Origin of the sequence: Pseudomonas sp. WS 5411, from assembly GCF_012985595.1 — a bacterium.
Lineage (GTDB): Bacteria > Pseudomonadota > Gammaproteobacteria > Pseudomonadales > Pseudomonadaceae > Aquipseudomonas > Aquipseudomonas shahriarae.
Genome location: NZ_JAARMC010000009.1, coordinates 100,325 through 122,934 on the forward strand (window position 1 = coordinate 100,325; position 22,610 = coordinate 122,934).

The following is a 22,610-nucleotide window of genomic DNA, read 5'->3' on the forward strand; positions in this document are numbered from 1 at the left end:
CCTTACACTGCGCGCCTATGACCACCATTCCCCACATTCAAATCGCCGAACCCGCCGTGACGTGCTCCACGTGTGCAGCTTGCTGCTGCCAACTGGAAGTCATGTTGATCACCGACACTGGCGTGCCTGATCGCTATATCGACACGGACGATTGGGGCGGCGAAGTCATGCTGCGCCTGGACGACGGCTGGTGCGCGGCGCTGGATCGCGACACGATGATGTGCACTATCTATGAGAAGCGACCGCTGATTTGCCGGGAGTTCGAGATGGGCGCGCCGGAGTGCCTTGAAGAGCGCCAGGGGATTGCGACGGTCTACCGCTGACCGTGAAAACTGCCGAGCTCAAATGGGGGAGCGGGCTTATGTGGGAGCTGGCTTGCCTGCGATAGCATCACTTCGGTTTGTCTGAAGTACCGAGCCATCTGCATCGCGGGCAAGCCCGACTCCCACACAAGCCCGGCTTCCACATGGGTTCTGCTGTGCCGGGGAATATCAGAGCGGCAGGGTGTAGTTCAACGAATAGCTCTCGATACCATCGTTGTGACTACTGATGCCTGCGTTGGAATAGTGCGTGGCACGGATCCCCACCTGATGCCCGCCGGCAAAACGCAAGCCGAAGCCCAGGCGGTCTTCGAACTGGAAGGCCCCGCCGATGTTGTTGTCCTCGATCCGGGTGCGTGAGAACAGCGCCACGCCGATCCCCGCTTCGATATAGGGTTTCACCGACTCGCCGGCGAATTCGTACACAAACACCGGCGAAAACGACAGGCTGCTGACACTCGCACGTTCATCACCGTCCCAGAAGGTATAAGCGCCGCTCCAGTAGCCGGTCAGGCGCCCCACATCGCTCTGCCACCAGCTCTTGTCCCAGTCCGATTGCAGGCCCAGACGATAAGTCATGGTCGAATCGCTGGTATGCCCTACCGCAAATTCCAGGCCGGCAGCCTGGGCCGAAACCGAGTGTCCCAACACAGCGGCTGCAATCGCAGCCAAACAGAACAAGCGCTTCATAAGAAACATCCTTTCCAAACGAAGTTGTATGGTTGTGTACCGCTAATCAAGAGCTATAGAAATCACGGACTACGCAGAAGTTCAGCTAAAAAACCCGCTATTTCACGAATTTTTCACAGACCGAAGCTTCGCACAACGCCGCTGAACTTCCACAGTGTGGGTAGGATATTTCTTAGATGCTGCGGATCACCGCTAGTCCAGAACTGCGCAGCCCGAGGATTGCCCTCGGCCAGCAGTTGGCGCTCGCCCAGCAGACGCTGCAACTGACGCGCCACGGCCGCCCCGGTGTCGATCAGGATGACCGTCGGTGGCAGCATCGTCGCCAGCAATGGCTTGAGAAAAGGATAATGAGTGCAACCGAGGATGATGGTGTCGCACCCGGCCTCAACCAGCGGCGTGACGTACCCCTGCAGCAACTGGCGCAGCGCCGGGCTGCCCAGGTCGCCGGCCTCGATCAACTCCACCAGCCCCGGACAGGGTTGAGTGACCACCCGCACATCGCTGGCAAAGCGGTCCAGTAACGCGGCGAACTTGGCGCTTTGCAGGGTGCCCGTGGTGGCGAGCACACCGATCACCCCGCTGCGGGTCGCGGCGGCGGCCGGTTTGACTGCCGGCTCCATGCCCACCAGGGGCCAATCCGGATAATCAATACGCAAGTCCGCAACCGCGGCTACGGTTGCCGTGTTGCAGGCGATCACAAAAGCCTTGGCGCCCTGCTCGCGGAAAAACTCCGCGACCACCCGCGAACGTTCGCGAATGAACGCCGGGGTTTTCTCGCCGTAGGGGATATGCCCGCAATCCGCCACGTACAGCAGCGACTCACGGGGCAATAAACGATGAATTTCGTCCAGCACCGACAGCCCGCCAACGCCGGAGTCGAACACACCAATCGGTGCATCCTTAACCATGCTGGCTGCCGCAGACGCTGCAACCGGGATCGCGCTTGACCCGCAGTTCGCGAAAACGTGTGCCCAGGGCGTCGATCAACAGCAGGCGCCCAACCAGCGGTGTGCCAAAGCCAGCCAGCAGCTTCAGGGCTTCCAGGGCTTGCAGGCTGCCGACCAACCCCACCAGCGGGCCGACGACGCCGGCTTCGCTGCAGGTCAGCTCGGTATCGCTGCCGTGCCCATATAAGCAGTGGTAGCACGGGCTTTCCGGGCGCCGCGGATCAAACACCGAGAGCTGGCCTTCGAGGCGAATCGCCGCGCCGCTGACCAGGGGCTTGCCAGCTGCCACGCACGCCGCGTTCACCGCTTCGCGGGTGGCGAAGTTGTCACAACAGTCGAGCACCAGGTCCACATTGGACACAGCGGCGGCCAACGAATCAGCGTCCAGCGCCGTGCGGTGGGCAATCAGTCGGATCTCGGGGTTGATCGCGCTCAAGCGGCCGATGGCGGAATCGACCTTGCTCAGGCCGATGCTATCGGTGTCGTGGATGATCTGGCGTTGCAGGTTGGTCAGGTCGACGGTGTCAAAGTCCGCCAGATGCAGCTCACCGACGCCAGCCGCTGCCAGGTACAAGGCCACCGGAGCGCCCAGGCCGCCAAGGCCGACAATCAGCACGCGGCTGTTTTTCAGGCGTAACTGGCCGTCGATATCGACCTGTTGCAACAGGATCTGCCGGCTGTAGCGCAACAGCTCCTGATCGGTCAGCACGGCCGGCGTCCCAGGCTGATGCGCTCATGGCCGCCGAGGTCGATACGGCTGTGGACCTCTTCGAAACCTTGCGCCAGCAGCAGGTCGCGCACGGCCGGAGCCTGGTCGTAACCATGCTCGAGCAACAACCAGCCACCGGCCTCCAGGTGCTGCGGCGCCTGGGCGATGATCAGGCGCAGGTCGTCCAGGCCGTCGTGGCCGGCCACCAATGCGCTGGCCGGCTCGAAACGCACATCGCCCGCCGCCAGGTGCGGATCGCTGTCGGCAATATAGGGCGGGTTGCTGATGATCAGGTGATAGGTGTGATCTTTGAGGGCGCTGAACCAATGACTATTGAGCACCGTGACGTTTTCCAGGTGCAGGCGCTGGCGATTGCGCTCGGCCAGGGCCACGGCTTCCAGCACGCGATCCACCGCCGTCACGCGCCAGGCCGGGCGCTCGCTGGCCAGGGCCAGGGCGATGGCGCCGCTGCCAGTGCCCAGGTCGAGGACATTGGCCGGGGTGGCGGACAACAACTCCAGGGCCGCTTCCACCAGCAGTTCGGTGTCCGGGCGCGGGATCAGGGTGTGCGGCGCGACTTCCAGGTCAAGCTTCCAGAAACCTTGCTGGCCAAGGATATAGGCCACCGGCTCGCCGCTGCGGCGACGTTGCAGGTAGTCGGCAAAGCGCAGCGCGTCTTCGCTGCTGACGATTTTTTCCGGCCAGGTGTGCAGGTAGCTGCGGGACTTGCCCAAGGCAGCGGCCAGCAACAACTCCACATCCAGGCGCGCGGTAGGCGAGTCCGGCAGGTCGGCGGCGCGCAGCAAGCTGGCAATAATGGTCATTTATTCACCTATCGCGGCCAGTTGGTCCGCCTGGTATTCGGCGAGCAACGGCTCGATCACTGCGTCCACGCCACCGGCAAGGATCTCGTCCAGGGAATACAGGGTCAGGTTGACCCGATGGTCGGTAACCCGGCCCTGAGCGTAGTTATAGGTGCGAATGCGTTCGGAGCGGTCACCCGAGCCCACCAGCAACTTGCGCTCACTGGCAATGGCGTTGGCGGCGGCGCTGGTCTGCTGGTCGTTGAGCTTGGCCGACAACCAGGACATGGCCCGCGCACGGTTCTTGTGCTGGGAGCGTTCTTCCTGGCACTCCACCACAATGCCGGACGGCAAGTGGGTGATGCGGATCGCCGAGTCGGTCTTGTTGACGTGCTGGCCACCGGCGCCCGACGAGCGGTAAGTGTCGACCCGCAAGTCTGCCGGGTTGATTTCAATGGCTTCCTGCTCGTCCGGCTCGGGCAATACCGCCACGGTGCAGGCCGAGGTGTGGATACGGCCCTGGGATTCGGTGGCGGGCACACGCTGTACGCGGTGCACGCCGGACTCGAATTTCAGCTTGCCGTAGACGTTCTCGCCTTCGACCCGGGCAATGATTTCCTTGTAGCCACCGTGCTCCCCTTCGTTTTCCGAGAGGATTTCCACGCGCCAGCCGCGCCGCTCGGCATAGCGCGAATACATGCGGAACAGGTCGCCGGAGAAGATCGCCGCCTCGTCACCGCCAGTACCGGCGCGGATTTCCAGGAATACGTTACGCCCGTCGTTGGGATCTTTGGGCAGCAGCATGCGTTGCAGGTCGCCCTCCAACTCGATGAGCTTATCTTTGGCTTCGCGGACTTCTTCCACGGCCATTTCACGCATGTCCGGGTCGCTGTCCTTGAGCAGTGCCTGGGCACCTTCGAGGTCGGCCTGCACTTTGAGCAGTTGTGAATAGGTGGTGACAATCGGCTCAACTTCGGCGTATTCCTTGGAATAGGCACGGAATTTGGTCTGATCGGAAATAACCTCGCCATCGCCGAGCAAGGCGGTCAGTTCTTCGAAACGGTCCTGGAGCACGTCCAGTTTATTGAGCAGTGACGCTTTCATTGCGGTTTTTTATCCGAAGAGCTGTCTGACGCGCCCTCTCCGAGGGCAAAAAGTTCCTGGGCCATGGCCAGCGCATCGAGGCGGCCTTCGGCTGTCAGTTTTTTAAGCTGTACGCTGGGAGCATGCAACAGCTTGTTAGTAAGGCCACGGGCCAATTGCATCAAAATGTCTTCAGCGTTGCCGCCATTGGCCAGCAGGCGCTGGGCCTTGATCAACTCTTCGTCACGCAAGCGCTCGCCCTGTTGGCGATAGGCCTTGAGCACATCCACGGCGGCCAGCTCGCGCAGGCGCACCATAAAGTCATCGGCGCCGATCGCGACCATTTCCTCGGCGGCCTGGGCAGCGCCCTGGCGACTCTTGAGGTTTTCGGCGACCACTTCGTGCAGATCGTCGACGCTATAGAGGTAAACGTCGTCCAACTCGCCGACTTCCGGCTCGATATCCCGGGGAACGGCGATATCCACCATGAAAATCGGTTTGTGCTTGCGCAGTTTCAGGGCGCTTTCCACCGCGCCCTTGCCAAGGATCGGCAACTGGCTGGCGGTGGAGCTGATGACGATATCGCTGCGCACCAGTTCGGCCGGAATATCGGCGAGCAACACGGCGTGGGCGCCGAACTCTTCGGCCAGGATGCTGGCGCGCTCCAGGGTCCGGTTGGCCACCACTATGCGCTTCACGCCCAGGTCATGCAGGTGCCGGGCGACCAGGGTGATGGTCTCGCCCGCGCCGATCAGCAGGGCCTGGCTGCGTTGCAGGTCGCTGAAAATCTGCTTGGCCAGGCTGACGGCGGCAAACGCCACAGAGACCGGGTTTTCACCGATGGCCGTATCAGTGCGCACCTGTTTAGCCGAGTTGAAAGTGGCCTGGAACAAACGCCCCAACAACGGCCCCACGGTCCCGGCTTCGCGGGCTACGGCGTAGGCCGATTTCATCTGGCCGAGGATCTGCGGTTCGCCCAACACCAGCGAGTCGAGCCCGGACGCCACACGCATCATGTGACGAACTGCCGCATCATCTTCATGCACATAAGCGCTGGCGCGCAGGTCATCCAGGCTCAAATGGTGGTAATCAGCCAGCCAGCGCAGCACCCCATCCGACGAAAGATGTTCCTGCTCTATATAGAGCTCGCTGCGGTTGCAGGTGGAAAGGATCGCAGCTTCGCGGCTGTCGGTGAGCCGGCACAGCTGCTGCAAAGCCTCAACCAACTGCTCCGGGGTAAACGCCACGCGCTCGCGGACGTCTACAGAAGCAGTCTTGTGGTTGATACCCAGAGCAAGGAAGGCCATTCAATATCGCTGATGATGTCGAGAAGCCGACAATTGTCCTACTTCGACTGATTCAGAACAACCACCGTCGTCTATTGTCCTAATGCCCTATGCCTATAAAGGCGCCAATTGAGACTCGGTTATGTTTGGCCGAGGGCTTGTGTCATGATGATCCGACCGCAGGTTAGTCGTCCTCTTCCTATATGAATAGATCTTCCGCGTTGCTCCTTGCCCTTGCCTTCCTAGGCGGCTGCCAGTCCATGGCCCCCGTATCGCCGCAGAGTCCTGCGCCGGTGGAAGACAACACCCCCGCCCCTGAAAAGCCCAAGGTTTATTCCTCGTTCAGCGAAGAAACGGTGTTCAGCCTGCTGAGCGCGGAGCTGGCCGGCCAGCGCAATCGTTTCGACATTGCCCTGGATAACTACGTGACCCAGGCCATCAATACCCAGGACCCGGGGATTTCCGAGCGCGCGTTTCGCATCGCCGAATACCTGGGCGCCGACCAGGCCGCCCTGGACACCGCACTGATCTGGGCGAAAAACGCCCCGGACGATCTCGAAGCCCAACGCGCTGCGGCAATCCAGCTGGCACGTGCCGGGCGCTACGACGACTCCATGGTCTATATGGAGAAAGTCTTGCAGGGCAAGGGCGATACCCATTTCGACTTCCTCGCCCTGTCTGCTGCCGACACCGACCAGGACACCCGCGATGGCCTGATGAAGAGTTTCGACCGCCTGCTGCAAAAGCACCCGAGCAATGGCCAACTGGTATTTGGCAAGGCGCTGCTGCTGCAACAGGATGACGAACCGCAAGCAGCCCTCAAGCTGCTGGAGCAAAACCCGCCGGAAGAAGGTGAGATCGCCCCGCTGCTGCTGCGCGCGCGCCTGCTGCAAAGCCTCAACCGCGGTAAGGAAGCCTTGCCGCTGCTGCAAAAAAGCATCAAGAAGTATCCGGACGACAAGCGTCTGCGCCTGACTTATGCGCGCATGCTGGTAGAACAGGACCGCATGGAAGACGCCAAGGTGGAGTTCGCCAGCCTGGTCCAGCAATACCCGGACGATGACGAATTGCGTTATTCCCTGGCGCTGGTCTGCCTGGAAGCCAAGGCCTGGGAAGAGGCCAAGGGCTACCTGGAAGACCTGATCGCGCGGGAAAGCCATGTCGATTCGGCCCACCTGAACCTGGGGCGCATCGCCGAAGAACGGGATGACCCGCAAGGCGCGCTGATCGAGTACGCCCAGGTCGGCCCCGGCAATGACTATCTGCCGGCACAACTGCGCCAGGCCGATATCCTGATGAATAACGGCCGCACCGACGAAGCCGAAAAACGCCTGGCCGCCGCCCGCGATGCCGAGCCGGACTACGCCATCCAGCTGTATCTGATCCAGGCCGAAACCTTGTCGGCCAACAATCAGGGGGAGCGCGCCTGGAAAATCCTCGCCCAGGCCCTGCTGCAATACCCCGACGACCTGAACCTGCTGTACACCCGCGCCATGCTGGCCGAAAAACGCAACGACCTGGCGCAGATGGAAAAAGACCTGCGCCTGATCATCAAGCGCGACCCGGACAATGCCATGGCACTGAACGCCCTGGGTTACACCTTGTCAGACCGTACGACGCGCTATGCCGAGGCCAAGGCTCTGATCGAACAGGCGCACCAGCTCAACCCGGAAGACCCGGCAGTGCTCGACAGCCTGGGCTGGGTGAATTACCGCCTGGGCAACCTCGATGAAGCCGAACGCCTGCTGCGCCAGGCCCTGGAGCGATTCCCCGACCAGGAAGTCGCCGCGCACCTGGGCGAAGTGCTCTGGGCCCAGGGCAAACAACGCGAAGCCCGACAAATCTGGGGCAAGTTCCTCAAGGAACAACCCGACAGCCCTATCCTGCGCAGCACCATCAAGCGCCTGACCGGATCCGAGACTCTTTAATTCTATGTTTTTGCGCCACGCCATCGTTTTCAGTTTTATCGCCCTGCTCGCCGGTTGTGCGGGCTTCGGTGCCCGTGAGTCCGTCGAAGGCCAGGGCAACCCGGCACAGTGGCGACAGCATAAGGATCAGCTCAGCAGCATTGATGGCTGGCAGATCGAAGGCAAGATCGGGGTTCGCGCACCGAAGGATTCGGGCAGCGGCACCTTGTTCTGGCTGCAACGCCAGGACTATTACGACATCCGCCTTTCTGGCCCCCTGGGTCGCGGTGCTGCGCGCCTGACCGGTCGACCGGGGCAAGTGAGCCTGGAAGTGGCCAACCAGGGCCGCTACGAAGCGCCATCGCCGGAAGCCTTGCTTGAAGAGCAGGTCGGCTGGAAGCTGCCGGTCTCCCATCTGGTCTGGTGGGTTCGCGGCCTGCCCGCGCCCGAGAGCAAGAGCCGTCTGAGCCTCAATGGCGACAGCCGCCTGGCCACCCTGGAGCAGGATGGCTGGCGGGTCGAATACCTCAGCTATGTGGAACAAAGCGGCTACTGGCTGCCCGAACGCATCAAGCTGCACGGCTCCAACCTTGACGTCACGCTGGTGATCAAGGACTGGCAACCACGCAAGCTGGGGCAGTGACATGAGCGAACGCCTGACCCTGCCCTCCCCGGCCAAGCTCAATCTGATGCTGCACATCCTCGGACGTCGTGAAGACGGCTACCACGAGTTGCAGACGCTGTTTCAATTTCTCGATTATGGCGATGAGATGACCTTCGCCGTGCGCGACGATGGCGTGATTCAGCTGCACACCGAATTTGCCGACGTGCCCCATGACAGCAACCTGATCGTGAAGGCCGCAAAAAAACTTCAGGAACAATCCGGTTGCCCGCTGGGCATTGATATCTGGATCGACAAAATCCTGCCCATGGGTGGCGGTATCGGTGGTGGCAGCTCGAATGCCGCGACCACCCTGCTCGGCCTCAATCACTTGTGGCAGCTTGGCTGGGATGAAGATCGCCTGGCCGCACTGGGCCTGACCCTGGGCGCCGACGTCCCGGTTTTTGTGCGTGGACACGCCGCATTTGCTGAGGGTGTAGGGGAAAAACTCACCCCTGTAGACCCCGAAGAGCCGTGGTATGTCGTGCTTGTTCCGCAAGTATCTGTAAGTACAGCAGAAATTTTTTCAGATCCGTTGTTGACACGTAACTCTTCTCCCATTAAAGTGCGCCCCGTTCCCAAGGGAAACAGTCGAAATGACTGCTTACCGGTGGTAGCAAGGCGTTATCCAGATGTACGTAACGCATTGAATTTGTTAGGTAAATTTACCGAAGCAAAACTCACCGGAACTGGAAGTTGTGTGTTTGGGGGCTTCCCAAGCAAAGCTGAAGCTGATAAAGTCTCGGCCCTTCTTACAGAGACCCTTACAGGGTTTGTAGCAAAGGGAAGCAACGTTTCGATGTTGCATCGCAAGCTGCAAAGTCTGCTCTAAAGGAACCGAGTACTGGGTACTCGTTGCAACAGATACAGGGGCGTCGCCAAGCGGTAAGGCAGCAGGTTTTGATCCTGCCATGCGTTGGTTCGAATCCAGCCGCCCCTGCCATTTTCTATACTCATCCAGGTTACCCTCAGCCTCTAGGTACTGCGCGTGTCCAAGATGATGGTCTTTACGGGGAACGCTAACCCCGATCTGGCTCGACGTGTCGTACGTCAGCTGCATATCCCTCTCGGTGACATCTCTGTCGGTAAGTTTTCCGACGGCGAAATTACAGCCGAGATCAATGAAAATGTCCGCGGTAAAGATGTTTTCATTATTCAGCCGACTTGCGCTCCGACCAACGATAACCTGATGGAACTCGTCGTGATGGCTGATGCCTTCCGCCGCTCCTCAGCGACTCGAATCACAGCTGTAATCCCTTACTTTGGTTATGCCCGTCAGGATCGCCGTCCGCGTTCCGCACGTGTGGCTATCAGCGCGAAAGTCGTCGCTGACATGCTGACCGTGGTAGGTATCGACCGTGTTCTCACGGTTGACCTGCACGCTGACCAAATCCAGGGGTTCTTCGATATTCCGGTAGATAACATCTACGGCTCCCCCGTTCTGGTGGATGACATCGAAGACCAGCGCTTTGAAAACCTGATGATCGTGTCCCCGGACATTGGTGGCGTCGTGCGTGCACGGGCTGTTGCCAAATCCCTGGGCGTGGACCTCGGGATCATCGACAAACGCCGCGAGAAAGCCAATCACTCTGAAGTGATGCATATCATCGGTGATGTCGAAGGGCGTACCTGTATTCTGGTCGATGACATGGTTGATACCGCCGGCACCTTGTGCCACGCGGCAAAAGCCTTGAAAGAGCACGGTGCGGCTAAAGTCTTCGCCTACTGCACACACCCTGTGCTGTCGGGCCGAGCGATCGAGAACATCGAGAACTCTGTGCTGGATGAACTGGTGGTGACTAACACCATCCCGTTGTCCGCTGCTGCTCAAGCCTGTGCACGTATCCGTCAACTGGATATCGCACCGGTTGTTGCTGAGGCGGTTCGCCGTATCAGCAATGAAGAATCGATCAGCGCGATGTTCCGCTAAGGGTCAAACCCTGGCGGCATCAACCTGACGAAAAGCGCCCCGCCCCAGCACAATGCTGGGGCGGGGCTTTTTTGCCCATATCGCCTTTAGCGCTGGTCGCAAACGCTGGGGCGAATGTGGTTATTTTGGAGATACAACATGAACGATTTTACTTTGAATGCTGAACTGCGTTCCGACCTGGGGAAAGGTGCGAGCCGCCGCCTGCGTCGTCTCGCAAGCCTGGTTCCAGCTGTAGTCTACGGTGGCGAAAAAGCCCCTGAGTCCATCAGCATGCTGGCTAAAGAAATTGCCAAACTGCTCGAAAACGATGCGGCCTACAGCCACATCATCGAGCTGAACGTTGGCGGCAAAAAGCAGAACGTCATCATCAAGGCCCTGCAACGTCACCCAGCTAAAGGTCACGTGCTGCACGCTGACTTCGTACGCGTCGTAGCAGGTCAGAAACTGACCGCTATCGTACCTGTGCACTTTGTTGGTGAAGAAGCTCCGGTCAAGAAAGGCGGCGAAGTCTCGCACCTTATCGCCGAGATCGAAGTGACCTGCCTGCCTAAAGACCTGCCTGAGTTCATCGAAGTCGACCTGTCGGCTCTGGAAATCGGTGACATCGTTCACCTGTCCGACCTCAAGGCCCCTAAAGGCGTTGAGTTCGTTGCTCTGGCTCACGGTGATGACAAGGCTGTTGCCAACGTCCACGCTCCACGTGTTGCTCCAGAAGCTGAAGAAGGCGCTGCAGAGTAATTCACTCTGTAATGCCGGAGCTTGAGGAAACATCGCGGACCGAAACGTAGCGAGAAAGCGGGCGATAACGCGAAGTTTATCTCTGGATAAGTGAGCTCCTGTCGTCCACTTTCGCCGCAATGAGGTTGCGGCGATGTTATCCACAACTCCAAAGGAAGGGCCCCTGTCGTGACTGCCATTAAACTGATCGTTGGCCTGGGAAATCCAGGCGCCGAATACGAACAGACCCGGCACAACGCGGGGGCCCTTTTTGTTGAGCGCATCGCCCACGCCCAAGGCATCAATCTGGTGGCCGATCGCAAATATTTTGGCCTGACCGGACGCTTCTCGCATCAGGGTCAGGATGTTCGTCTGCTGATTCCCACCACCTACATGAACCGCAGCGGCCAGGCTGTCGCGGCGCTTGCGGGCTTCTTCCGGATCAAACCCGAAGAAATCCTGGTGGCCCATGACGAACTGGACCTGCCGCCCGGCGTTGCCAAGCTCAAGCAAGGCGGCGGCCACGGCGGTCATAATGGCCTGCGCGACATCATTGCGCAGTTGGGCAATCAGAATACGTTTTACCGTCTGCGGCTCGGCATTGGCCACCCAGGCGTTGCCAGTATGGTTTCAAATTTCGTCCTGGGTCGTGCGCCACGCGCCGAACAGGAAAAACTCGATGCCAGCATCGACTTTGCCCTCGGCGTGCTGCCGGATATCTTCGCCGGTGAATGGAACCGTGCGATGAAAAACCTGCACAGCCAGAAGGCCTGACTTTTTTGCGAGGGGAAACACCATGGGATTCAATTGCGGCATCGTCGGCTTACCTAACGTCGGCAAGTCCACCCTGTTCAACGCCCTGACCAAGTCCGGTATTGCGGCGGAGAACTTCCCCTTCTGCACCATCGAACCCAACACCGGTATCGTGCCAATGCCCGATCCGCGCCTGGAGGCCCTGGCGGCCATCGTCAATCCCAAGCGCATCCTGCCGACCACCATGGAGTTCGTCGACATCGCCGGCCTGGTGGCTGGCGCGTCGAAAGGTGAAGGCCTGGGCAACAAGTTCCTCGCCAACATCCGTGAGACCGATGCCATCGCCCACGTGGTCCGCTGCTTTGAAGACGAGAACGTGATTCACGTCTCCAACAGCGTCGACCCGAAACGCGACATCGAGATCATCGACCTGGAACTGATCTTCGCCGACCTCGACAGCTGCGAGAAGCAACTGCAAAAGGTCACGCGCAACGCCAAGGGCGGCGACAAGGACGCAGTGGTCCAGAAGGCCCTGCTGGAGCAGTTGATCGCACACTTCACCCTGGGCAAGCCGGCACGCAGCCTGATGAAGAACATGAGCGTCGACGAAAAGGCCGTGATCAAGGGCTTCCACCTGCTGACCACCAAGCCTGTGATGTACATCGCCAACGTGGCTGAAGACGGTTTCGAGAACAACCCGCTGCTCGACGTGGTCCTGGCCATTGCCGAAGAAGAAGGCGCAATGGTTGTACCGGTCTGCAACAAGATCGAAGCGGAAATCGCCGAACTTGAAGACGGCGAAGAGAAAGACATGTTCCTCGAGGCCCTGGGCCTGGAAGAGCCTGGCCTGAACCGCGTGATCCGTGCGGGCTACGAAATGCTGCACCTGCAGACCTACTTCACCGCCGGCGTCGAAGAAGTACGTGCCTGGACCGTCAAGGTCGGCGCCACCGCGCCACAGGCTGCCGGTGTGATCCACACCGACTTCGAAAAAGGCTTTATCCGCGCGGAAGTGATCGCCTACAACGACTTTATCCAGTTCAAGGGTGAAGCCGGGGCCAAGGAAGCCGGTAAATGGCGCCTGGAAGGCAAGGAATATGTCGTCAAGGATGGCGATGTGATGCACTTCCGCTTCAACGTGTAAGCTGGCTGTACGATCCAAGCGGTAGAACAAAAAGCCGATGCTCTGCATCGGCTTTTTTGTGGGCGATGATTTCTGTTACCCATCACAACGAAACAATCACTTACCTTATAAATCAAAAGATTCAAATACAAATATTCCACTCCGCAGACAAAAAATCTTCTCAACAGAAAACTCACAGCTACTTGTAGACTATTCCTGCCGAGAATAAGCATATCCACACAACCAGACACTTGACTTATATAAAACCCCAGGCCGCCAAGCCTTTCGCACAACAAAGCCGCCATTTACCATTTTTAACCACGATGACAATCCAGAAATTTTACTATCTACTTACCAACATATAACAAACTTTTAATCCCACAATAGTGAAGCGACACATTATTGGAGCAACAGCAATATGTCGACCTCCTATCAGTACGAGTTCGAGACTGACACATCGCTAACCGAGTGCCCGGATATCGAAAGCACAATCCACAATACCGCCACGCAGAACATCGATATATTGCTGTTGGGCGAAACAGGCACTGGTAAAGATACACTGGCGCAACGTGTGCACCGTTTATCTCATCGAAAAGGTAACTTTGTTGCCATCAATTGCGCAGCGATACCGGAAAGCCTTGCAGAAAGCCAACTGTTCGGAGTCAACAGTGGCGCCTATACCGGGGCCATACAATCACGTGCAGGATTTATTGAAGCCGCCCATCTGGGCACTTTATACCTGGATGAAATCGATAGCATGCCACTCACTTTGCAAGCGAAATTGCTGCGTGTGCTGGAGGCTCGGGGTGTCGAGCGGCTGGGCTCTACGCGGTTTATCCCGCTGGACATACGCATCATAGCCTCAGCCCAACATTCGCTGCACGACATGGTGGAACAAGGTGCGTTCAGACGAGACCTGTACTTTCGCCTGAATGTCGTCAACATCACCCTCCCCCCCTTACGTGAACGCCCCGAGCGGATTATCCCGTTATTTTTTAACATGATCCGGCAAGAGGCAGAGTACTTTAAGTGCCCAGTTCCACAACCGCCCAGCACCCTCATTCAACAATTGCTGTGTCACCCATGGAGCGGTAACGTCCGAGAGTTGCGCTCAACCGCCAAGCGTTTCGTGCTGGGACTGCCTCCAACTTCAGTGCCTTTAATGAGCACCGAAGACAATAATTTGAACTTAAAAGAACGCTTGCAGCAAATAGAGAAACTTCTGATTGAAGAATCCCTGCGCCGCCATGTTTATAACGTGGACAGTGTGGCGACCGAACTGAATATCGCCAAACGCACGCTATACCATCGAATGAAGCAACTGGGAATATCGCTGGAGTGAATGAAGACTGCTCAACAAGGACATATTTCGATACAGCTCCTCCCACAGGCTTTGGAACGACATGCTATTTGCAACCACATAGATAATGGCTACAGGCTTTGACTGCCCAACGTCAAGGGGCATTTGAAACACTGTCAGCAAACACCTTTTACGTTAATGATCATGGAGTAAACAAATATGGGTGTCAGTGGCGTTGGTAATAGTAATAGTGGCGGCTCTTCAAATTTGGGTTTTGGCGGCGGAGATAACGAAGACCTGAAAGCAGAACGTAGAGCCATCCAGCGTGAATCCCTGAAGGAAGGTAACGAATCCTTCAAGCTGAGTGAAAAGAAAAAAAATATTGAAGCAATTCGATAACCCACTGCGTCCCCTGCCTCCTGGCAGGGGACGCAGCCTCACTGCCTAGCTTCGGGATTTTATATGCGTACAGAAGCGCTACAGGCGTTTTCATCAACCGATGAAAAGCGCCTGAAAACCTCCACAATGGCTACATCTCCTGTGTTCCAAAGCGAGGATGTGAACTTTTTCATCTCAAGCCTGGAGCACTCAGGCCAAGCTGCAATAGCCGTAGCCCCAACGGTTACGCCGAACGCCCTCACGGACATGTCCAACCAGTTGCTCAAATCGTCAAACTATATGGGCAGAGCCCTGAAAGCGATGGGGAACGGCACGAGAGAAAACTTCTCGCTCGGCTACTCCACCCAACTGTCCACTACGGTGCTGGGAACACAGATGCTGGTCAAGGGCCTCTCAAAGGGTGCCCAGCTCATCGAAAAAATCAGCAACCTGCAGTAGGTAAACATGATTCGTCTCCTGGTCACCGGGTTGGTTTTATCTCTGACATTAGTGCTCACGGGGTGTAATGACAGTGTCGAACTCCGTCGCCAGCTTTCCGAGCAGGAAGCCAATGAGGTGATTGCGGAACTGGCAGACAAACACATACGCGCCCAGAAAATCCCCGCCAAAGATGGTGTGGTTGTACGAGTGAACAGCGCCGATATCAGTCGTGCAGTGCGTACACTTGATGCCGTCGGTTTGCCCAAGATGGCCCGCGCCACAATGGGCGATACCTTTCGCAAGGAAGGCGTCATCTCCACCCCACTGGAGGAACGTGCCCGCTACATCTACGCCTTGTCCCAGGAGTTGGAGGCGACCTTGTCAAATATCGATGGGGTGATTGTCGCCCGGGTCCACGTAGTGTTGCCAGAACGCGTTGCACCTGGAGAACCCGTGCAACCTGCATCCGCTTCGGTCTTTATCAAACACGATCCGCGACTGGAGCCTGACAGTATCCACGGACGCGTCCGGCGGATGGTCGCCAGTAGCATTCCCGGCATGGCCACGGCCGTCGATAACTCACAAAAACTGACCGTGGTATTCGTACCCGCAACGGCTTACCAGGAGCAGCAACGCCTGAGCTATTTCGGCCCGTTTCTGATACCGGGCGATGACCTTGTTTTTTGGCGCAGCACCCTCGCGTTGATAGCCGCCGTCATAGTACTTGTACCGGCTGGCGCCCTGTTCTGGCATAGGCGTGGTCAACGCCTGCGGCGTGAGACACTCACCACGGCCACCCCGGCCCATGAGTGAGCAGTTGGAGTGGGCCCGATGGTGGGCTTTCCCGTGGAAGTTTTCACACAGCGACTGGGGCAACTTCGACGAATATCATGCACAGAGCGCCCTGTGCCACCCACGGCACGTTTTCGTGAATACCCGGCTGGGTATCGAACCCTGCCTGCCGCCCACGCCCCACCCCACAATCCTTCGCTTGGCGCTGGCCCCCCAGGAGCAACTCGAGAGCATGCTGGCGCTGCTGGACAACGTTTGTCGCCCCGCCACCGATAGCCAGTTGAGCCAAGACCAATACGAGTGGTGTCAGCGCCTGTCCAAGGCACTACGCCCAGACACGCTGTTGTCCGGTAAAGAAGACCCACTGCAATTGCTACGTGCCTGGGTAACCCCAGCCATCTGGCAACGCCTTCGATTGCGGTTTGAGCGCCGTCGGACCCACCCCCCTGAAGAGCACACACCCGCACTCAATGATGCTCGAAACCGCCTGGACACGCTGTGGCAGGCCATAGTCTGGCGAGCAACCACCATGCCAAGCGAGCAATCCTTCACTTATCAAACTGAGCAGAGAACGGATGATGTTGAACATACGTAAAATCGAGTTGTGCACCGGTGCTCCAGGATTACCGCAAACCCTGATTTCCCAGGAAATGCTGGCGGATTGCCGCAGGGCCAGTCAATTGTTGAGCCGTGCCAAGGTCCAAGCCAAGGAACTGCTGCGCCAGGCAACCGAACACCGGGAAAAAGCCCTTGAAAAGCTCACACTGGAGTTCTGGCGGCGGGCCAATGCGCAACTCAAGGAATGGGAAAAACAACAGCACGTTATGTGCGACAACCTGGAGCAATATGCCACCTCTATTGCCAACCAGACCATCCTCTGCCTGCTTGAAGAAGCACCTGTGGCACAGCGCCTTAGCGCCTTGGTCAAGCAATTACTGGCGACTCAAGTTCCATCAGGCAAGGCAACACTCCTCTGTCACCCACTTGAGTGTGCCGAGGTAGAACGCTGTCTTTCCAGGCAGCACGCCACGTTTTGGACACTACGTCCTGATGACCGGGTCCGTCCTCAATCCCTGGTCTTGGAAACGGAGGAAGGGGACTTCTGTATCAACTGGGCCAGCCTGTGCGAAACAGTACTGGTCCGTGACGTGCAAACACCAGGTGCCTGACGGGTCAGGGAGCGTTGCCGAACAGATGTATCAATAAACACCGAAACAAATGGAACTGAAATTTGAGGGGAACCACATAGCTCAGACACATCAGGAGAAAAATATATGGATTTCCACCACGACGTGAAAAAGAACCTGCTCAGACAACTGCAGAGCAGCATAAACAAGGCAGCCGATATAAACGAAGATTTTGCCAACACAGATTTCGATGAGTATTTGTTCGCTGAGTTGATGAAACAGGAGCGTTACTCGTTGATCGCCTACAACGAGGCCGTTCGCGCCAGCCATACCATTCTCAAAATAGTTGCTGACGGCGTGCAGTAAGGTGGATGCGCTGATTGCCCGCTGGATGAACGACCAAACTGAACACATCAGCCTGATGGAGGGCAACGATGAGATTGTCTTACGGCGCTCTGGCCCAGTGCTGCTGTTAAGTGTGCAACTGACTCAGGAACGGCCCGACAAATCCACCCTGCAAAACTGGATGCGATTGGGACGCGCCAGCCTGAACCACTTCCAAGGAGCGCTGGCCCAATCACCGGAAAGTGGTGCGCTCTGGCTGCGTCAACAATTGATCAGTGGGTGCAGTCCAGAACTGTTGTGCAACACACTCGAAACGCTGCTCAACCAGCGCGACACCTGGCGCGCAATGATCAAGCGTCTCGCAAAGCCAAACCTGAAACACAAGCCCCTGTCACTACGCTCGCTGCCGTACTAATCAGAGAGTTCCCCCATGTATAACAAGATCGACAAGCGCAATCGCTTGCGCGCCGTCTCGCCTGCAGGCCCGCGAAAAATAGCCGATTGGCGCTGCCTGCTAGCGTTACCCTGGTTGCTTATGCCCCTGCAAAGTACGCTCGCGGCTATCCCCAGTGAATGGAAAAACACCGCGTATGCCTATGAAGCCGAACATAAGCCGGTGCAAGAAGTCCTGGAGGATTTCGCCCAGACCTTTGGCACGCAATTGCAGATCGACGGCCTGCTGGAGGGCAACGTCAATGGCAAGATCCGCGCTGATACCCCCCAGTCACTGCTCGACAGGCTGGGAGTAGAACATCGTTTCCAGTGGTACATGTACAACAACACGCTGTACATCAGCACCCTGGACCAACAGGAGTCCGCGCGCCTGGAAGTCTCCTCCGAAACCGTGGCGGACTTGAAGCAGGCCTTGACCGACATTGGCCTGCTCGATAGCCGTTTCGGCTGGGGAGAATTACCTGACGATGGTGTGGTGCTAGTGTCGGGCCCCAAGCGTTATATCGACCAGATCAAGCATTTCAGCAGCCAGCGTAAATCTCCCGATGAAAAACAGAGTGTGCTGACGTTCCCGCTGAAGTTCGCCAACGCAGCAGACCGCCCGATTGATTATCGTGGCGAAAAGTTGGCCATCCCCGGGGTTGCCAGCATGTTGCGAGGCTTATTGGAACCTCGGGACACCTCAGTGCTTTCGTCGAGGACCTCACGTCCCGCCTCGTCATCGCAGCCCTCGCCTGTCACCCCGATCCTGCCCCGCCTGAGCAACCCGATGCTGGACCAGATGCTCGGCGCGCCAGCTCCCCTCGGGCAGATGAATCCAGGCATGCCGCTCACCACCAGAGCCCCGGTTGCAAGAGGCCGGATCCGCGTTGAAGCGGATGTGCGTAACAACGCCGTATTGATCTATGACCTGCCAGAGCGCCAGGCAATGTACCGCGAGCTGATCGCCCAGCTCGATGTGGCACGCAAGCTGGTGGAGATCGACGCGATCATTCTCGATATCGAGCGCACGCAGCTGCGTGAGTTCGGGGTCAACTGGGGTTTCCAGAACAGCCGCTTTCGTGGCGGGGTGAACATGGCGCCGGGTACCTCCGCGCAGATGTCGATTGAAAACCGCGACCGCTTCTACGCCGATATCCGCGCCCTGGAGGCCAAGGGCCTGGCGACCATGGTGTCCAACCCTTCGGTGCTGACCCTGGAAAACCAGCCGGCGGTGATTGACTTCAATCGCACCCAGTACCTGACCGCTGGCGTCGAAAACGCGACCATCTTGCCCATCACCGTGGGCACCAGTTTCCAGGTGGTGCCACGGGTCATCACCTCGCGCGGCAGCCATCAGGTCCATCTGGCGGTGGATATTGAAGACGGCAACTTCGACGAAACCAACCCCGAACGCATCGGCCCCGATGTACGCCGCGGCAAGGTCAGCACCCAGGCGGTGATGGCGGAAAAACGCTCGCTGGTGGTCGGCGGCTTCCATGTCACTGAAAGCGCCGACAGACGCAATAAAGTGCCGGTGCTGGGCGATATCCCCTTGCTGGGCAAGACGCTGTTCTCCTCCACCGAGCGCAAGAACAACCGCCGTGAACGCCTGTTTATCCTGACCCCGCGGGTGATCGGCGACCAGGCGGACCCGTCGCGCTATTTGCCCCAGGACGACCAGGCGGAACTGCAGGCCGCCCTCAAGCCCTTGGCCAGGCGCTATGCCGAGCATCAGCCCGTGATCAAGCGCAGCGATATCACCAGCGCCCTTGCACACCTGGTCACCGGTCAAGTGCCCCACACGTTCAAGGCTGAGCCTATGCCGCTAGGCCTGAACACCTTGTGCAGCACCCGTGATCTGCTGGCGCTCAACACCGAACGCAGCCAGTGGTACACCGGCCCGCAGTTCAACGTGGCGGTGGTCGTGCTGCGTAACCAGTTCAAGCGCAACGTGCGCATCGATGAGAAGGAATGCAGCAACTCCCAGACCCTGGCCGTCGGTGTCTGGCCGCGGGCCTGGCTCAAGCCCGGTGAAGAGGCCGAGGTATTCATCGCCATGCGCCCGGTGGTGAAGGATGAACATATCGGTGTGACCCGCCCCTCCCTGCTCACCCCAACACGGAAAACTGCGCCATGAAACAGCGAATCGCCTGCATCACCCTCCTCGGCCTGACGCTGCTGATGGAGGGGTGTACACCGACATGTCGAGGCGACTCCTGCTCCCGCCCCCAATCGAGCGCCGACAAACTGGTGGTGTGGTGGCCGCCGCAAATGCGTGTCGAACACGGCCCCTCGGGGGAGCGCTCGGTTTACCAGACAATCTCCCTGGAGCGATGACGGTCATGCCATTACCCGACGCTGGTTCGCATGACCAGGAGTTTCTGCAGAACCTGGTGAGCGGCCGTGTCGCTTACCACTCGCTGCACCCGGGCATTGGCCTGTGCCGTTTGAATCCCGGCTCGCAACCCGGCCTGGCCTTGCAGATTGCGCCTGAGGCGTTGCAGGTCGGCCAGTTGGAACGGGTGCTGGAGCGGCGCTTTGAACACGCAACGGCGTTCGATGGGTGCTTTGTGTTCCTCGATGCCAAGGGCAGCCTGGTGATCTGGCATGCACTGCCCTCCTGTGGCCACTCGCCCGCTGACACCCTCAGCCGCATGCTTTCCCTGGCCCGGCTCGAAGCGCTGGATGTACACCGCGCGCCCTAGCGGCGCGCAAGCTCCGGCAACTCCAGGGTCTGGCGCTTGGCTTCATCATCCAGTTCACGCAAGGTGCGATAGATCAGCGCCACTGCCTGCAGGGTCTCCCGGGGAATCGGCGCGCCCAGCTTGCGCTCATACAGCATGCGCGCCAACCACACACACTGGATCACCGGCACGTCGGCGGACTTGGCCCGTTCAATCAACTTACGGGCCAGGGCATCCGTGCCTTTGTCCACCAGCATCGGCAGCGGGGTTTTGCCGGGGCGGTAGTACAACGCCACGGCATAGTGCGTGGGGTTGACCACCAGCATGTCGGACTCTTCCAGCTTGGGTAGCTTGATCTTGGGTTCTTCCTGGGCGAGCTGGTAAGCCAGGGAACGCCGCTGCCCCTTGACGTGGGGGTCGCCCTCCATGTCCTTGTACTCCTTGACCACCTCCACCTGGGTCATGCGCATGCGCTTGGCAAAGAAGTGCTTCTGCATGGCCAGGTCGATCAGCGCGAGCACCAGCAGCAGCCCCAGGCAGGCATGCAGCAAGTGACGAAACAACGCGATCAGCGCCACGATATAGCTTTGCAGATCGCTGGTGGCCAGGTTGATCAACACCTGCAAAGAGGGGGTGATAACCACATACAGAATCAGCGAGAGCAGCAATGCCTTGCCCAGCCCCATCAACAGGTTGATCACCGACTGGGCGGAAAACATCTGCTTGAGCTGGTTCAGCGGATTGAGGCGATTGAAATCCGGCTTCAGGCTTTCCGGGGCAAACAGGAAGCCGAACTGCATCCAACTGCTGATCAGTTTCGTCGCGATCGCCACCGCGCACATCAACAGGCCAAACGAGAAAAAAACGACCAGGCCATCGAGCAACACTTCTTCCAGGGCGCGAACAAACGGTTGGTCCAAGCGCGAAAACGGCAACACCATCAACTGCTGGAAGCGCTGCATGCTGGTTTCGGCGGTGAGCAACGCGATCTCGCTGATCGCGGTGAGCACCAGCAACTTGGGCACGTCCTGGCTTTGTGCAACCTGGCCTTTCTTGCGTTGGTCCTTGAGCTTCTTGGGCGTTGCCGCGTGTTTTTTCTCGCCGGAATCGCTCATTGGTTCACGCCCCGGAACATCAGGCCAAGGGCATGCTTAAGGTCGCCCAGCAGCCCCATGCGCCCTACGATCAGATCTTGCAGCAATGGAAAATACAGCAGTAAAAAGGCCAGTCCCGCCAGGCTCTTTGCCGGCATTGCCAAGGTACTGACCTGCAACTGTGGGCTGTACAACCCGAGTAAGGCGAAACCGAACTCCAGTAACAGCAGCACCGCGATAAAAGGCGCAGCGTAAAGCATCATGTGTGTGAAGGTTTCGCCAAGCAGCCCAACGAACACGCTGAAACCGTTGACGGCCACCACCGGCAGCCAATCCGTGGCGGGCCAGATCAGGTAGCTATCCCAGATAACCTGGGTCAATACGCCCAGCCCAAGGGTGGCAATCATCAGGAAAATCACCACCTGCTTGAATAAATGCCCCACGGGCGTGGCGTCCGGGCCGAGCGAGGGGTTCAGTTGCCCGCCCGCCAGGGCCCCACGCTGGTTATCCAGCAGCGCGCCTACCGACTCGAACATCCAGAATGGCATGGACAACAAGACACCCAGCAAAACCCCCAGGCCCACCTCCTTGAGCAATAGCCCACCGAGCATCAGCACCGAGTATTCGTTGCCCGCCAGCGCAGCATGGATCATCGGCGCCGGCATAAACGCCATGACCATCACAATGGTATGCCGGGGCATACCGCGTATATGTTGAAAACAGAAGGCCGGCACCAGGAACGCGCAAGGGTAGATGCGTGCCATGGCGATCACCAGGCTGACCAGGAAGTCGAGATAAGGCAGCACCGGTCGTACCTCAGTTCAAGGCCGAACGGGCGATCATGTCGAACATCAGGTTGATCAGTTGGATCAATTCCACGCCAATCCAGCGCCCCGTCAGGATCAGGGTAATGCCAACCGCCACCAGCTTGATGCCAAAGGGCAGCGTCTGGTCCTGTATCTGCATCAGGGCCTGTACCAGAGATGTAATCACGCCGACGATCACTGCCACGATCAACGGAGGTGCCGATAGCACCACCACCAGCAACATGCCCTGTTTGAAGAGTAGGATCGGTTCCATAGGCC

At 58.5% G+C, this 22,610-nt stretch carries 28 protein-coding genes and 1 tRNA gene; 20 read left to right on the plus strand and 9 right to left on the minus strand.

Translation table 11 applies throughout. The features are described 5' to 3' along the window. Window positions 1-17 precede the first annotated feature (17 nt). Window positions 18-323 (plus strand): YkgJ family cysteine cluster protein, encoded by a 306-nt coding sequence (locus tag HBR93_RS14970; RefSeq protein ID WP_057437756.1) that lies wholly within the window; start codon window positions 18-20, stop codon window positions 321-323. Between the two features lie 168 nt (window positions 324-491). Here HBR93_RS14970 and HBR93_RS14975 read toward each other — a convergent pair whose 3' ends face one another. From HBR93_RS14975 to hemA, 6 genes are all read right to left on the minus strand, one after another. Continuing rightward, complete coding sequence (locus HBR93_RS14975) at window positions 492-1,010, minus strand: acyloxyacyl hydrolase (RefSeq protein WP_057437754.1); 519 nt, start codon at window positions 1,008-1,010, stop codon at window positions 492-494. A gap of 113 nt (window positions 1,011-1,123) precedes the next feature. Further along, window positions 1,124-1,918: a glutamate racemase gene (gene murI, locus HBR93_RS14980; RefSeq protein ID WP_057437752.1), complete on the minus strand. Its 795-nt coding sequence runs from the start codon at window positions 1,916-1,918 to the stop codon at window positions 1,124-1,126. Then, window positions 1,911-2,666, minus strand: coding sequence for a molybdopterin-synthase adenylyltransferase MoeB (locus tag HBR93_RS14985; protein ID WP_120731660.1), 756 nt, complete (start codon window positions 2,664-2,666; stop codon window positions 1,911-1,913). The genes murI and HBR93_RS14985 overlap by 8 nt, the downstream gene beginning before the upstream one ends. Continuing rightward, window positions 2,660-3,490, minus strand: a complete 831-nt coding sequence (gene prmC, locus HBR93_RS14990; RefSeq protein ID WP_169960583.1) for a peptide chain release factor N(5)-glutamine methyltransferase — start codon at window positions 3,488-3,490, stop codon at window positions 2,660-2,662. Before prmC ends, HBR93_RS14985 begins: the two co-directional genes overlap by 7 nt. Continuing rightward, window positions 3,491-4,573 carry a peptide chain release factor 1 gene (prfA, locus tag HBR93_RS14995; RefSeq protein WP_057437746.1) on the minus strand — a complete coding sequence of 361 codons (1,083 nt, stop codon included), beginning with the start codon at window positions 4,571-4,573 and terminating at the stop codon, window positions 3,491-3,493. Beyond that, window positions 4,570-5,859: a glutamyl-tRNA reductase gene (gene hemA, locus HBR93_RS15000; protein WP_057958299.1), complete on the minus strand. Its 1,290-nt coding sequence runs from the start codon at window positions 5,857-5,859 to the stop codon at window positions 4,570-4,572. Before hemA ends, prfA begins: the two co-directional genes overlap by 4 nt. A 182-nt stretch (window positions 5,860-6,041) precedes the next feature. Here hemA and HBR93_RS15005 point away from each other — a divergent pair, with 182 nt between their 5' ends. The 19 genes from HBR93_RS15005 to HBR93_RS15095 all read left to right on the plus strand — a co-directional run bounded on the left by HBR93_RS15005 (window position 6,042) and on the right by HBR93_RS15095 (window position 20,452). Then, window positions 6,042-7,766 (plus strand): tetratricopeptide repeat protein, encoded by a 1,725-nt coding sequence (locus HBR93_RS15005; protein WP_115127433.1) that lies wholly within the window; start codon window positions 6,042-6,044, stop codon window positions 7,764-7,766. Between the two features lie 4 nt (window positions 7,767-7,770). Next, entirely contained in the window at window positions 7,771-8,388 is a 618-nt protein-coding gene (gene lolB, locus HBR93_RS15010; protein ID WP_057437742.1) for a lipoprotein insertase outer membrane protein LolB, read from the plus strand. Window position 8,389: 1 nt separating this feature from the next. Beyond that, entirely contained in the window at window positions 8,390-9,238 is an 849-nt protein-coding gene (ispE, locus tag HBR93_RS15015) for a 4-(cytidine 5'-diphospho)-2-C-methyl-D-erythritol kinase (RefSeq protein WP_115127432.1), read from the plus strand. A gap of 36 nt (window positions 9,239-9,274) precedes the next feature. Further along, window positions 9,275-9,349, plus strand: a tRNA-Gln gene (locus HBR93_RS15020). A gap of 45 nt (window positions 9,350-9,394) precedes the next feature. Then, window positions 9,395-10,336: a ribose-phosphate pyrophosphokinase gene (locus tag HBR93_RS15025; protein WP_003171603.1), complete on the plus strand. Its 942-nt coding sequence runs from the start codon at window positions 9,395-9,397 to the stop codon at window positions 10,334-10,336. Window positions 10,337-10,474: 138 nt separating this feature from the next. Next, the gene (locus tag HBR93_RS15030; protein WP_115127431.1) at window positions 10,475-11,074 is read left to right on the plus strand and encodes a 50S ribosomal protein L25/general stress protein Ctc; all 600 of its coding nucleotides are present in this window, start codon (window positions 10,475-10,477) and stop codon (window positions 11,072-11,074) included. A 168-nt stretch (window positions 11,075-11,242) separates the two neighbouring features. Continuing rightward, window positions 11,243-11,827, plus strand: coding sequence for an aminoacyl-tRNA hydrolase (gene pth, locus HBR93_RS15035; protein ID WP_032857782.1), 585 nt, complete (start codon window positions 11,243-11,245; stop codon window positions 11,825-11,827). A 22-nt stretch (window positions 11,828-11,849) separates the two neighbouring features. After that, window positions 11,850-12,950: a redox-regulated ATPase YchF gene (gene ychF / locus HBR93_RS15040; protein WP_057437736.1), complete on the plus strand. Its 1,101-nt coding sequence runs from the start codon at window positions 11,850-11,852 to the stop codon at window positions 12,948-12,950. A 397-nt stretch (window positions 12,951-13,347) separates the two neighbouring features. Beyond that, window positions 13,348-14,271: a sigma 54-interacting transcriptional regulator gene (locus tag HBR93_RS15045; RefSeq protein ID WP_169960584.1), complete on the plus strand. Its 924-nt coding sequence runs from the start codon at window positions 13,348-13,350 to the stop codon at window positions 14,269-14,271. 177 nt (window positions 14,272-14,448) lie between these two features. Beyond that, window positions 14,449-14,628, plus strand: coding sequence for a hypothetical protein (locus tag HBR93_RS15050; protein ID WP_057437734.1), 180 nt, complete (start codon window positions 14,449-14,451; stop codon window positions 14,626-14,628). 63 nt (window positions 14,629-14,691) lie between these two features. Further along, entirely contained in the window at window positions 14,692-15,066 is a 375-nt protein-coding gene (locus HBR93_RS15055; RefSeq protein ID WP_057958294.1) for a hypothetical protein, read from the plus strand. Window positions 15,067-15,072: 6 nt separating this feature from the next. Continuing rightward, entirely contained in the window at window positions 15,073-15,861 is a 789-nt protein-coding gene (gene sctJ / locus HBR93_RS15060; RefSeq protein WP_169960585.1) for a type III secretion inner membrane ring lipoprotein SctJ, read from the plus strand. Continuing rightward, the gene (locus HBR93_RS26995; RefSeq protein ID WP_120731652.1) at window positions 15,854-16,435 is read left to right on the plus strand and encodes a type III secretion protein; all 582 of its coding nucleotides are present in this window, start codon (window positions 15,854-15,856) and stop codon (window positions 16,433-16,435) included. The genes sctJ and HBR93_RS26995 overlap by 8 nt, the downstream gene beginning before the upstream one ends. Then, window positions 16,419-17,009, plus strand: a complete 591-nt coding sequence (gene sctL, locus HBR93_RS15070; protein ID WP_169960586.1) for a type III secretion system stator protein SctL — start codon at window positions 16,419-16,421, stop codon at window positions 17,007-17,009. Before HBR93_RS26995 ends, sctL begins: the two co-directional genes overlap by 17 nt. Before the next feature lie 105 nt (window positions 17,010-17,114). After that, on the plus strand, window positions 17,115-17,333 hold the full coding sequence (locus tag HBR93_RS15075; RefSeq protein WP_057958291.1) for a hypothetical protein: 219 nt from the start codon (window positions 17,115-17,117) through the stop codon (window positions 17,331-17,333). A 1-nt stretch (window position 17,334) separates the two neighbouring features. Next, entirely contained in the window at window positions 17,335-17,727 is a 393-nt protein-coding gene (locus tag HBR93_RS15080; RefSeq protein ID WP_115127427.1) for a type III secretion protein, read from the plus strand. Between the two features lie 15 nt (window positions 17,728-17,742). Beyond that, complete coding sequence (sctC, locus tag HBR93_RS15085) at window positions 17,743-19,884, plus strand: type III secretion system outer membrane ring subunit SctC (protein WP_169960587.1); 2,142 nt, start codon at window positions 17,743-17,745, stop codon at window positions 19,882-19,884. After that, window positions 19,881-20,084: an HrpT family type III secretion system protein gene (gene hrpT / locus HBR93_RS15090; protein WP_169960588.1), complete on the plus strand. Its 204-nt coding sequence runs from the start codon at window positions 19,881-19,883 to the stop codon at window positions 20,082-20,084. The genes sctC and hrpT overlap by 4 nt, the downstream gene beginning before the upstream one ends. Further along, complete coding sequence (locus HBR93_RS15095; protein WP_057958288.1) at window positions 20,081-20,452, plus strand: hypothetical protein; 372 nt, start codon at window positions 20,081-20,083, stop codon at window positions 20,450-20,452. The genes hrpT and HBR93_RS15095 overlap by 4 nt, the downstream gene beginning before the upstream one ends. Here the strand turns inward: HBR93_RS15095 and sctU are convergent. From sctU to sctS, 3 genes are read right to left on the minus strand one after another with little or no spacing between them, the layout of a single operon-like run. Continuing rightward, window positions 20,449-21,546, minus strand: coding sequence for a type III secretion system export apparatus subunit SctU (gene sctU / locus HBR93_RS15100; protein WP_128593271.1), 1,098 nt, complete (start codon window positions 21,544-21,546; stop codon window positions 20,449-20,451). The two genes, HBR93_RS15095 and sctU, sit on opposite strands and share 4 nt — an antisense overlap. Beyond that, window positions 21,543-22,331: a type III secretion system export apparatus subunit SctT gene (sctT, locus tag HBR93_RS15105; RefSeq protein ID WP_169960589.1), complete on the minus strand. Its 789-nt coding sequence runs from the start codon at window positions 22,329-22,331 to the stop codon at window positions 21,543-21,545. The genes sctU and sctT overlap by 4 nt, the downstream gene beginning before the upstream one ends. 10 nt (window positions 22,332-22,341) lie before the next feature. Continuing rightward, on the minus strand, window positions 22,342-22,605 hold the full coding sequence (sctS, locus tag HBR93_RS15110; protein WP_115127423.1) for a type III secretion system export apparatus subunit SctS: 264 nt from the start codon (window positions 22,603-22,605) through the stop codon (window positions 22,342-22,344). Between the last annotated feature and the right edge of the window lie 5 nt (window positions 22,606-22,610).

Coding starts and splice junctions, on each gene's coding strand:
- HBR93_RS14970 (WP_057437756.1), top strand. CDS start 18: ATGACCACCATTCCCCACATTCAAATCGCCGAACCCGCCGTGACGTGC.
- HBR93_RS14975 (WP_057437754.1), bottom strand. CDS start 1,010: ATGAAGCGCTTGTTCTGTTTGGCTGCGATTGCAGCCGCTGTGTTGGGA.
- murI (WP_057437752.1), bottom strand. CDS start 1,918: ATGGTTAAGGATGCACCGATTGGTGTGTTCGACTCCGGCGTTGGCGGG.
- prmC (WP_169960583.1), bottom strand. CDS start 3,490: ATGACCATTATTGCCAGCTTGCTGCGCGCCGCCGACCTGCCGGACTCG.
- prfA (WP_057437746.1), bottom strand. CDS start 4,573: ATGAAAGCGTCACTGCTCAATAAACTGGACGTGCTCCAGGACCGTTTC.
- hemA (WP_057958299.1), bottom strand. CDS start 5,859: ATGGCCTTCCTTGCTCTGGGTATCAACCACAAGACTGCTTCTGTAGAC.
- HBR93_RS15005 (WP_115127433.1), top strand. CDS start 6,042: ATGAATAGATCTTCCGCGTTGCTCCTTGCCCTTGCCTTCCTAGGCGGC.
- lolB (WP_057437742.1), top strand. CDS start 7,771: ATGTTTTTGCGCCACGCCATCGTTTTCAGTTTTATCGCCCTGCTCGCC.
- ispE (WP_115127432.1), top strand. CDS start 8,390: ATGAGCGAACGCCTGACCCTGCCCTCCCCGGCCAAGCTCAATCTGATG.
- HBR93_RS15030 (WP_115127431.1), top strand. CDS start 10,475: ATGAACGATTTTACTTTGAATGCTGAACTGCGTTCCGACCTGGGGAAA.
- ychF (WP_057437736.1), top strand. CDS start 11,850: ATGGGATTCAATTGCGGCATCGTCGGCTTACCTAACGTCGGCAAGTCC.
- HBR93_RS15045 (WP_169960584.1), top strand. CDS start 13,348: ATGTCGACCTCCTATCAGTACGAGTTCGAGACTGACACATCGCTAACC.
- HBR93_RS15050 (WP_057437734.1), top strand. CDS start 14,449: ATGGGTGTCAGTGGCGTTGGTAATAGTAATAGTGGCGGCTCTTCAAAT.
- HBR93_RS15055 (WP_057958294.1), top strand. CDS start 14,692: ATGCGTACAGAAGCGCTACAGGCGTTTTCATCAACCGATGAAAAGCGC.
- sctJ (WP_169960585.1), top strand. CDS start 15,073: ATGATTCGTCTCCTGGTCACCGGGTTGGTTTTATCTCTGACATTAGTG.
- HBR93_RS26995 (WP_120731652.1), top strand. CDS start 15,854: ATGAGTGAGCAGTTGGAGTGGGCCCGATGGTGGGCTTTCCCGTGGAAG.
- sctL (WP_169960586.1), top strand. CDS start 16,419: ATGTTGAACATACGTAAAATCGAGTTGTGCACCGGTGCTCCAGGATTA.
- HBR93_RS15075 (WP_057958291.1), top strand. CDS start 17,115: ATGGATTTCCACCACGACGTGAAAAAGAACCTGCTCAGACAACTGCAG.
- sctC (WP_169960587.1), top strand. CDS start 17,743: ATGTATAACAAGATCGACAAGCGCAATCGCTTGCGCGCCGTCTCGCCT.
- hrpT (WP_169960588.1), top strand. CDS start 19,881: ATGAAACAGCGAATCGCCTGCATCACCCTCCTCGGCCTGACGCTGCTG.
- HBR93_RS15095 (WP_057958288.1), top strand. CDS start 20,081: ATGACGGTCATGCCATTACCCGACGCTGGTTCGCATGACCAGGAGTTT.
- sctU (WP_128593271.1), bottom strand. CDS start 21,546: ATGAGCGATTCCGGCGAGAAAAAACACGCGGCAACGCCCAAGAAGCTC.
- sctS (WP_115127423.1), bottom strand. CDS start 22,605: ATGGAACCGATCCTACTCTTCAAACAGGGCATGTTGCTGGTGGTGGTG.